Annotated in this window: 10 protein-coding genes; 6 read left to right on the top strand and 4 right to left on the bottom strand. The window is 35.4% G+C overall.

Annotation, left to right across the window (positions count from 1 at the left end):
- Together A9G38_RS08085 and A9G38_RS08080 are read left to right on the top strand one after the other, a co-directional pair.
- On the top strand, positions 1-289 hold a 289-nt coding region (locus tag A9G38_RS08085; RefSeq protein ID WP_176713247.1), incomplete at its 5' end, for an IS3 family transposase.
- Positions 290-1228: 939 nt separating this feature from the next.
- Positions 1229-2605: a hypothetical protein gene (locus tag A9G38_RS08080; RefSeq protein ID WP_176713249.1), complete on the top strand. Its 1377-nt coding sequence runs from the start codon at positions 1229-1231 to the stop codon at positions 2603-2605.
- A gap of 398 nt (positions 2606-3003) precedes the next feature.
- Here the strand turns inward: A9G38_RS08080 and pgm are convergent, their stop codons facing one another.
- From pgm to A9G38_RS08065, 3 genes are all read right to left on the bottom strand, one after another.
- Positions 3004-4641 carry a phosphoglucomutase (alpha-D-glucose-1,6-bisphosphate-dependent) gene (gene pgm / locus A9G38_RS08075; RefSeq protein ID WP_034911007.1) on the bottom strand — a complete coding sequence of 546 codons (1638 nt, stop codon included), beginning with the start codon at positions 4639-4641 and terminating at the stop codon, positions 3004-3006.
- Between the two features lie 99 nt (positions 4642-4740).
- A complete protein-coding gene (locus tag A9G38_RS08070) occupies positions 4741-5244 on the bottom strand; it encodes a hypothetical protein (protein WP_034911006.1) in 504 nt (167 codons plus the stop codon).
- A 22-nt stretch (positions 5245-5266) separates the two neighbouring features.
- Positions 5267-5452 (bottom strand): hypothetical protein, encoded by a 186-nt coding sequence (locus A9G38_RS08065; RefSeq protein WP_034911003.1) that lies wholly within the window; start codon positions 5450-5452, stop codon positions 5267-5269.
- A 166-nt stretch (positions 5453-5618) separates the two neighbouring features.
- On the opposite strand from A9G38_RS08065, the gene A9G38_RS08060 reads away from it, so the two are divergent.
- Positions 5619-6119, top strand: a complete 501-nt coding sequence (locus tag A9G38_RS08060; protein ID WP_065623228.1) for a glycine zipper 2TM domain-containing protein — start codon at positions 5619-5621, stop codon at positions 6117-6119.
- A gap of 222 nt (positions 6120-6341) precedes the next feature.
- Positions 6342-6749 (top strand): lactoylglutathione lyase, encoded by a 408-nt coding sequence (gene gloA / locus A9G38_RS08055; protein ID WP_034910998.1) that lies wholly within the window; start codon positions 6342-6344, stop codon positions 6747-6749.
- 56 nt (positions 6750-6805) lie between these two features.
- Here the strand turns inward: gloA and gmk are convergent, their stop codons facing one another.
- Complete coding sequence (gene gmk / locus A9G38_RS08050; protein WP_034910995.1) at positions 6806-7429, bottom strand: guanylate kinase; 624 nt, start codon at positions 7427-7429, stop codon at positions 6806-6808.
- A gap of 227 nt (positions 7430-7656) precedes the next feature.
- On the opposite strand from gmk, the gene A9G38_RS08045 reads away from it, so the two are divergent.
- Positions 7657-8361: an AzlC family ABC transporter permease gene (locus A9G38_RS08045; protein ID WP_034910993.1), complete on the top strand. Its 705-nt coding sequence runs from the start codon at positions 7657-7659 to the stop codon at positions 8359-8361.
- Positions 8348-8671, top strand: a complete 324-nt coding sequence (locus A9G38_RS08040; RefSeq protein ID WP_034910991.1) for an AzlD domain-containing protein — start codon at positions 8348-8350, stop codon at positions 8669-8671. The genes A9G38_RS08045 and A9G38_RS08040 overlap by 14 nt, the downstream gene beginning before the upstream one ends.
- Positions 8672-8707: the final 36 nt, after the last annotated feature.

Genomic DNA, 8707 nt, shown 5'->3' with positions numbered 1-8707 from the left:
GTTGTTTCATTCTGATAGAGGAAAAGAGTTTGATAATCATTTGATTGATGAATGTTTAACAGCATTTGGAATTAAACGGTCCTTAAGTCGCAAAGGCTGCCCCTATGATAACGCAATTGCAGAAAGTACATTCAAAGCAGTGAAAACAGAATTTGTGTCAAATACTATTTTTGATTCACTGGCGCAACTTAAATTGGAATTTAATCACTATGTGGATTGGTTTAATTATAATCGACTTCATTCAACATTAAATTACCAGTCGCCGATTGAATACAAAAGAAATCGATGACCTTATCTTTTTGGTACTAAAAAGTGTGGACATACCACCGCCGCCGTCTACAGCGACAGAGCCAGTGACAGCTGGTCCCGCTATGGCCTTTGCACCGCACCTTAGTTTTTAGCGTTTAGTTCTTAATCCTTAGGGTGCGGAAGGTGGTTACGGTGCTTGAGAGGATAATATAACAAAGAATAAAGCCCCCGCGTAAGTTGGGGCGCTGAGCAGGCAAAGTCTGTGAACCTAGCGCTTTAATGACTGAAAGTCAAAACAATGCTTCGACCGATACAATTTTCAAGCTTGCGCTTTTGCTATTAACTGACTGTTATTAACAAGCTGTTATTAATAGCTATTATCAAATAACAAAAGCGCTTTTATTAAAAAGCCAAATGCAACGTAATAAAAAACTAGCCTATAATTGTTTGATTTTATTTAGAAACGCAAATAAAAGCTTCAATAAAATCAATAGCCTACCTGAACAATTTTAGAGCAAAAAACACACTTATAGCACCACAATGCTAATATGCTTGCCTTATCACAGCATCAAAGCATGCCGATAACAAAGTAAGGTTATGGGCTGTTGGGTATGTTTGTGTTTTAGAAGTTATCAGCAATATTAATCATTCCACAAAACTTAAAAACTCCTAAATTTAACACCATATTTTAATTAAGAAATTATCAAGAAAACTTGCCAAAATTTTCACAAAAGATTACACTTTTACTGGTAATAGAAAATCAGCTTATTTAATAAGTGAATAAAAATGAAATGGAACATTCGTTAATAGGTGAAATATAATGGATTATTGTCGTAGGAACAAGAATAGACAGGCCTATATCTTAAATTCTCTTAAATCTCTAAATTATCAAAAATTCTTACAAGCTGATATTTCTTTAGGAAAATTAGCAGATTTGTTTATACCGCGACTAAAATTCATTTTTACATTCTCGAGCGTATTGCCCTTGACTCCGTTGTTGTTATTATCGTATTCATCGAACTCTCAAGCACTAACGGCTCATACAAGCGGTGTTATACAAGGTAGTGCACCTTATTTAACCTTTGACGAAGGTCGAACTAAGGCTATAACTACTAATGAGCTATTGGCTATTACATTATCGGATGGTAGTAAAATCACACCAGAAATTAATAGTTCCTCGTTTATAAAGCCAATTGAGTTACCCGTAGAAGGCCAAAGTTTTGCTGATATTGATATGATGGTACAAGCAGCAACCAATTCAGTGAGTATAGATAGATTAGTGAAACGTTATCATTATTGGAAGGATGATGATGGTGATGGCGAAGGTGGTAATGGAGTTGAAATAAAAGGAAGTATAACGCTCAGGATAATTGATAGAGATGGTCAAGCAGTTAATCGTAGTGATGTTTTAGATATTTGTAAGTCGCCTTATAAAGTGGAATTAAGTAGTACGGATGGTAGTATAAGCACTAATTACGGTATACCAAACACCAGCACTTTTAAAGGTCGTACTGTAGTATATTACATCAAACCGAAGGCAGCACCAATCATTTGTTTTGTAAGGCCGAATCTGTATTGGGGTAATGCTTTACAAGCTGGTCCAGCTGATATATGGAATAACAAAAAAGGATTTTTAGTTCAATCAACCTATCCAAACTCATACAATCAAAATTTTCCGACAACGGGAGCTGATAATTTATATTTTGATTTCATCATAGGTGGAGTAGAACCTGGTCAGTTGACTTGGGAACCTGTTACTCAGGGGGGAATAACTGCTACGGTAACAAATCTTGCAGCTAGTGAAAAATGGATTCCTAATGCTGATAGAGGGAAAGTCGTAGCACGCGTTAAATTAACAGGGCCTGCAGCAAGCGATAGTCAAAAAGAGTCAGACAGTCCTAGTATAATTTCCAAGCCAAGTTTACCACAGACGTTTGAATTAGTGGGTAAAGATAGTCGTGAGAATGTATTAAAATATGGATTTCAATTAAGGGAATGGTACGTTAGTCGATCTAAAAAAGATACATTTTCTAATCAGGAATCTTGGTGTAATAGTATAGGTTATCATATTCCACAGGTAAGTGATCTGACTAATGAAGGTGACTCAGGATTTGGAGCTAAACCATCTTCAAATAGTATTCATTATCAACGCCGAATAGGAGCAGGATTTTTTACAGAGTGGGGGCCTGTGGTAGATTACACTAATGCGGGCTTTGGCAGCTCTTATTGGACAAGTGACTGGAAAATAGAAGATAAAAAAAATAGAATTGCGAGGCTCGAGGTAAACGGAACCGGTCGTGCTGTCAGGAAGGCTGATGTTGACATTTCGGTTGTTTGTGTTTTTAAGGGTAGATAGGAGTTACGGTGTTAATAAAAGACAGAACCAAAGTGAAGATAAGTCCCAACAGGAAAAGTTTGAGGTCTAGGTACTTTAATGATTGAAGGCAAAAAAGCGGTTCGATCAGCAATACTGAAGCTTACGCTTTTGTATAAAGCGCAAAAGCATTTTATTAAAATTCATCACAATAAAAAAGAATTAACCAATAGTTATTTGATTTCACTTAAAAACTTTAATAAAATCAGAGATTCTATCTGAGTTATTTATATAAAAAATTCCACCGCTTTAGGTAAAAATTGCTCAGAAAACATATTAATTTTATTTGTGTGTTTGTTTTGATATCTTTCTAATAAAAGCTTATGTGAAAAAACAGTAACCAAATAGCTGCTGTTTTTTATTGCGTTTGTTTTTTTCGGTTATTTAATCGCCTTTGCTACAATTTCTTGGGCTTCTTGTTGAAGTGTATTTAAATGCTCGTTACTTATAAAGCTTTCTGCATAAATTTTGTAAGCATCTTCTGTTCCTGATGGGCGAGCGGCAAACCAGCCGTTTTGGGTTATCACTTTAAGCCCACCAATTGTAGCATTGTTAGCTGGTGCAGTGGTTAAACATTGAGTGATTTTTTCACCCGCTAAGTTGTCGGTGGTTAGTTGGCTAGCATCAAGTTTGGCTAGTTTTTGTTTTTCACTAAACGAGGCTGGCGCTTGGATTCGTCCATAATAAGAAATACCAAATTTATCTTCAAGTTCTTGGTACTGTTCTTGTGGGTTTTTGCCTAGTTTAGCCGTCATTTCGGCAGCAAGCAGACATAAAATAATGCCATCTTTGTCGGTAGACCATACTTTACCGTTCGTTCTTAAAAACGATGCGCCTGCGCTTTCTTCGCCAGCAAATCCAAGTTTACCATTGTAAAGCCCATCGGCATACCATTTAAAACCAACTGGGTATTCTAAGTATTGTTTGTTTAAGCTATTTGCAACTCGGTCGATCATTGAGCTTGTGACTAATGTTTTACCAATAGCAATATCTTTGTGCCATTGTGGACGGTTTTGGAACAAGTAATTAACACAGGTTGAAAGGTAGGCATTTGGGTTCATTAGCCCTTTTGGTGTCACAATGCCATGACGATCAAAGTCGGTATCATTACCAAAGGCTAAATCAAATTGGTCTTTTAATTTTAATAACCCAGCCATAGCCCAACGGCTTGAGCAGTCCATACGAATAACTTCGTCATGATCTAGATGCATAAAGCTGAAAGTTGGATCGACTTTGTTATTAACAATATTAAGGTTGATGCCATATTTTTCGGCAATGCGTGGCCAATAGGTAATACCAGCACCACCCAATGGGTCAACACCGATTTTGAGCGATGATGATTTGATAAGGGAGAGATCTAAAATGTTTTCAAGATCGTTGATATAGTCGGTTTCGTATTCTTTGGTGTGGATGTAATTTGAATTTAGAGCCTTGTCTAAGGTGACACGTTTTACACCATTGAGTTTATTTTTCAGTAATTCGTTGGCGCGGTTTTCAATTTGTTTGGTGATTTCAGTATCCGCAGGTCCGCCATTGATTGGATTGTATTTTATTCCGCCATCTTCTGGTGGATTATGCGATGGAGTGATAACAATGCCGTCTGATAGTTGTGATTGTTTATTTTGATTGTAAGTTAAAATGGCATGCGAAATAACAGGCGTTGGTGTATAGCCCCAATCATTAGCCATAACCACGGTTTGCTCATTGGCGACAAAAACTTCAAGCACTGATTTTAAGGCAAGTTCTGATAAGGCATGTGTGTCCTGACCAATAAAGCAAGGGCCTGTAATGTTGTTCGCTTTGCGGTATTCGGCAATTGCTTGAGCAACGGCTAATATATGTGCTTCATTAAATGTGCCTTTGTTTGAGCTTCCGCGATGACCTGATGTACCAAAAATGACTAATTGGCTAGCATTATCTGTATCAGGTTGGATTTGGTAATAGTTATTGCGTAATGTTTCAACGTTGATAAGATCTGATGGTTGAGCTAACATTCCTGCGCGGCTTTGCTTGGCCATTTTTTACTCCTCTTTCATAAAAAATACTTTATATGACTAAAAACGTGAATCTGTTGAGTTTATATCACGTTTTTAGTTTTTTTATTTTTATTTAACCTATTAAGGTAAAAATGCGTTGGTGACTTGGTTTATCATGGTTTCAGATATGCCCATGTCACTCATTATTGATTCAATAATATATAATTTTCTGGCAGTATTAGTATTGCTGATAACCCAATAAGGTGTACCAATGATTTCGCGGGGTTTTGTGTTTTTGCCTGATGTTTCTAGTAATTGTTTATCTTTGGCTAAATATTTTCGCTTGCTCCCATGTAAGGATGTTGTGGCAATGGCAAATAGTGCTGGATTATAGTTATACAACGCACTAAGCAGTAATATAAAGCGACTAATAATGGATTTCTCGTTCGTGAAAGCGTCACTAGTTAATAAGTCATTAAACAGGGGATAATGATTCTCTTTTTGTGCAATAGTCTGTTTTTTTGCCGATGTAGATTGGTTTATGTTTAATAAACGTCGTAATATACTTGATGCATCTTCGCCAATGTGTTTAGTTTGACCAGCAATAAATTGGTATAATTCTTCGTCGATTTCGATATTTTTCATTATGTTACTTGTGCCTATTGTATTATTTCACGGGACATCCTAAAGCAGGAATTTTGCCTAAATGCGAATCATGGGTTGATTTGTTATCTAAACAATCATTCGATGGCTGTTTAATGACAGCATTATCGGTTTTTGTAGGTGCTTGATTTGCATCATGACAAGCAGTTATCATAACTGATAATGTTAATAGAAAAAATAACCGTTTCATATATTCATTGCATAGTTGATAAATTTTTGTGCTGAGTATAACCTAACTTAAGCATAAATTATATTGGATATTGATAAAATAATGAAAATGGTATTGTTGTTTTTTAAAAAAAATATTATTCTAAACTGCGTATAACAAGCTTATACTATTATTATATGAGGAATGAATTATGAAAAAAATCGTCACGTTAACTATTTTAGCTGCAATTTTATCTGGATGTAGCAATAGTGATGTTTATTCTGGCGATGTTTATACAGCAGATCAAGCAAAACAAGTTCAGCAAGTAAGTTACGGTACAGTTGTTTCAGTACGACCTGTTAAAATTCAAGCTAATGCGTCAAATGGTAAAAGTGAAAGTGTAGCAGGTAGCCTTGGTGGTGCTGTTATAGGTGGCGTTTTAGGTAATACTATTGGTAATGGTAGTGGTCGTGTGTTAGCTGCTGCAACAGGAGCTATTGGCGGTGCGATTTTTGGTGATGCTATTCAAAATAAATCTAGCCAAGCTAGCGCTGTTGAGTTAGAAATCAAGCAAGAAAAAGGATCTAATATTGTTCTTGTACAAAAAGGTTCGGCTAACGATTTTTACGCTGGTCAAGCTGTTCGTTTAGTCACTAATGGTAAACAAATTAGTGCATCACCACGTTATGGTAGTAGTACAAAAAAATAACGCTTAATTTTATTAGTTTTGGACATATTGTCCTTAAATAACAACTAATTTTCGCTCATCTTGATGATGAGCGAAATGCTTCGGCTAATAATTTGATTAAGACAATTTTTGTTGTTTGTCTTCTACCTATAATTACTCAGTTTTTAACAAAAATTTGCCTGTCTGAATTCTAACGTATAAACTCAAACAAATTATTAATTGTTATAAAAGGATAATAAAGCAATGCGTATATTACATACTATGATTCGAGTTGGCGATCTACAGCGCTCAATCGATTTTTATACTCGTGTAATGGGAATGCGGGTGTTAAGAACTAGTGAAAATACTGAATATAAATATTCACTTGCATTTGTTGGTTATGGTGATGAAATAACTAGCTCAGTTATTGAGTTAACTTATAATTGGGGTACTGATAAATACGAGCATGGTTCGGCGTTTGGTCATATAGCTATTGGTGTTGATGATGTTGCTAAAATGTGTAATGATGTCAAACAAGCTGGAGGAAAGGTAACGCGCGAAGCGGGACCTGTAAAAGGTGGCTCAACCATTATTGCTTTTGTTGAGGATCCTGATGGCTATAAGTTAGAGTTGATCCAAAATGATCAGGCTGATAAAGCGTTAGGTAATTAATTTATTCCATAAAAATATCGCCACTTTTTGGGCGATATTTTTCATCTTATTTCGAATTATTCCCCTAGCAAATCTATTAATAATTGCCTATTGATGATAGCTTGTTTTGGTTGCTCAAGGCTGGCAGCGGTAATAATGGAACTTAAGGCATTTAATGAAGTGTCAAAATCATCGTTAATAATGACATAGTCATATTCGTTATAATGCGAAATTTCAGATCGAGCTTTTTGCATTCTTTTGACAATCACATTGTTGTCATCTTGTCCTCTTTTAACTAGGCGGTTTTCAAGCTCTTTGAGCGAAGGTGGTAATATAAATATGCTTTTTGCTTGTGGCATTTTTTTGCGTACTTGCCTTGCACCTTGCCAATCAATATCCAAAAAAACATTAATTCCTTGCGATAGGCTTTGTTCTATTTCGGCTTTAGATGTTCCGTAATAGTGATCAAATACGTTGGCATATTCGACAAATGCTTGCTGATCAATTAAAGATTCAAAGTGTTTGTGATCCACAAAGTAATAGTGTTCACCATGCGCTTCTCCTGGGCGAGGATCACGCGTAGTATGCGAAATTGATACTTTAGCTTGATGTTGATTTTTTTGAGCTAGATAAGCTTGGATCAGGCTTGATTTGCCTGCACCACTTGGCGCAGAAATAATAAATAGAGTTCCTGTATGCATAGATATATTTGTCACATTAATTGTTATTAAGTTATTTTGATTGTCATCAATATTAGTTAAGCGATATTATAACAAAATTCGACAATATATTGTGGCTTATTGTAAATTAAGTTATTAAATTAATGTTTTGTTTTTAGTCAAAATAGATTTAAATAGTCAGTTTTAATATGTATTTGCAATATAGGCAATATTAATCTATAACATATTGTTATTATTAAGGAATATCTATGCCATTATCATTTAAAGATGGAGTTTATGCTTGTGTCCCAACACTATTGGGGTATATCGGTATTGGTATCGCTGCTGGTGTTGTGGGTAAATCGGCAAATTTATCGGTACTCGAAATTACATTACTGGCTATTATTGTTTATGCAGGCGCTGCGCAGTTTATTATTGCTGGATTAATGATAGTAGCTACGCCTATTTCGGCTATTATTTTTACGGTTTTTTTAGTTAATTCACGTCATTTTTTGATGAGTATGGCAACAGCGCCAGCTTTTCGCAAATCATCGTTATTAAATAATATTGGTATCGGTAGCTTATTGACCGACGAAAGTTTTGCCGTGGCAATAAATGCGATGACAAATAAAGTGCCAGTTAATGTTGCTTGGATGCATGGACTTAATTTAACGGCTTATATTACTTGGATTTTGTCTTGTTTTCTTGGTGCTTTAATCGGAGAGTGGTTGCCTGATCCTATGCAATTTGGCCTAGATTATGCTTTAGTTGCCATGTTTATTGGTTTGCTCTATTTGCAATTGATCAGCGATAATAGCAAAAGTCTTAAAAATCGGCTTTTAGCCATGTTAACCGTTGCTGTTTTGCTAATTTTCTTAATGCGTTTTGTGTCACCTGAAATGGCTATTTTAATCAGTACGTTTGGTGGTTGTTTTATGGGTATGGCAATGGAGAAAAAGCATGACAACTTATAGTTTATTGATTATTTTAGGTTGCGGGTTAGTAACTTGGTTGCCAAGAGTGATTCCATTTATATTGGTTCGCAAGTTTCAGTTACCTAATGTTGTGACTCAATTCTTGTCATATGTACCTTTATGTATTTTAACAGCACTATTTGTGCAAAATTTATTTGTGGCAAAAGAAGGGTATTTTCCAGATTTTAATGTGGAATATTGCTTAGCGACAATTCCAACCGTAATTGTCGCCTTTTTGACTAAGAATCTGATGTGTATTGTAGTTACTGGTATGTGCTTTATGGCGTTAATTCGCTATTTTATGATTTGATTTGTATCAATCAATAACTTAATTTTAATCATTATT

This window comes from Gilliamella sp. Imp1-1, from assembly GCF_001690415.1.
Taxonomy (GTDB): Bacteria; Pseudomonadota; Gammaproteobacteria; order Enterobacterales; family Orbaceae; genus Gilliamella; species Gilliamella bombi.
The sequence above is the reverse complement of the archived record's forward strand: the minus strand, read 5'-3'. Positions and strand labels throughout refer to the sequence as shown.

Bases quoted from the DNA above. Each gene is read 5' to 3' on its own strand.
- pgm (WP_034911007.1), bottom strand. From the start codon at position 4,641: ATGGCCAAGCAAAGCCGCGCAGGAATGTTAGCTCAACCATCAGATCTT.
- A9G38_RS08070 (WP_034911006.1), bottom strand. From the start codon at position 5,244: ATGAAAAATATCGAAATCGACGAAGAATTATACCAATTTATTGCTGGT.
- A9G38_RS08065 (WP_034911003.1), bottom strand. From the start codon at position 5,452: ATGAAACGGTTATTTTTTCTATTAACATTATCAGTTATGATAACTGCT.
- gloA (WP_034910998.1), top strand. From the start codon at position 6,342: ATGCGTATATTACATACTATGATTCGAGTTGGCGATCTACAGCGCTCA.
- gmk (WP_034910995.1), bottom strand. From the start codon at position 7,429: ATGCATACAGGAACTCTATTTATTATTTCTGCGCCAAGTGGTGCAGGC.
- A9G38_RS08045 (WP_034910993.1), top strand. From the start codon at position 7,657: ATGCCATTATCATTTAAAGATGGAGTTTATGCTTGTGTCCCAACACTA.
- A9G38_RS08040 (WP_034910991.1), top strand. From the start codon at position 8,348: ATGACAACTTATAGTTTATTGATTATTTTAGGTTGCGGGTTAGTAACT.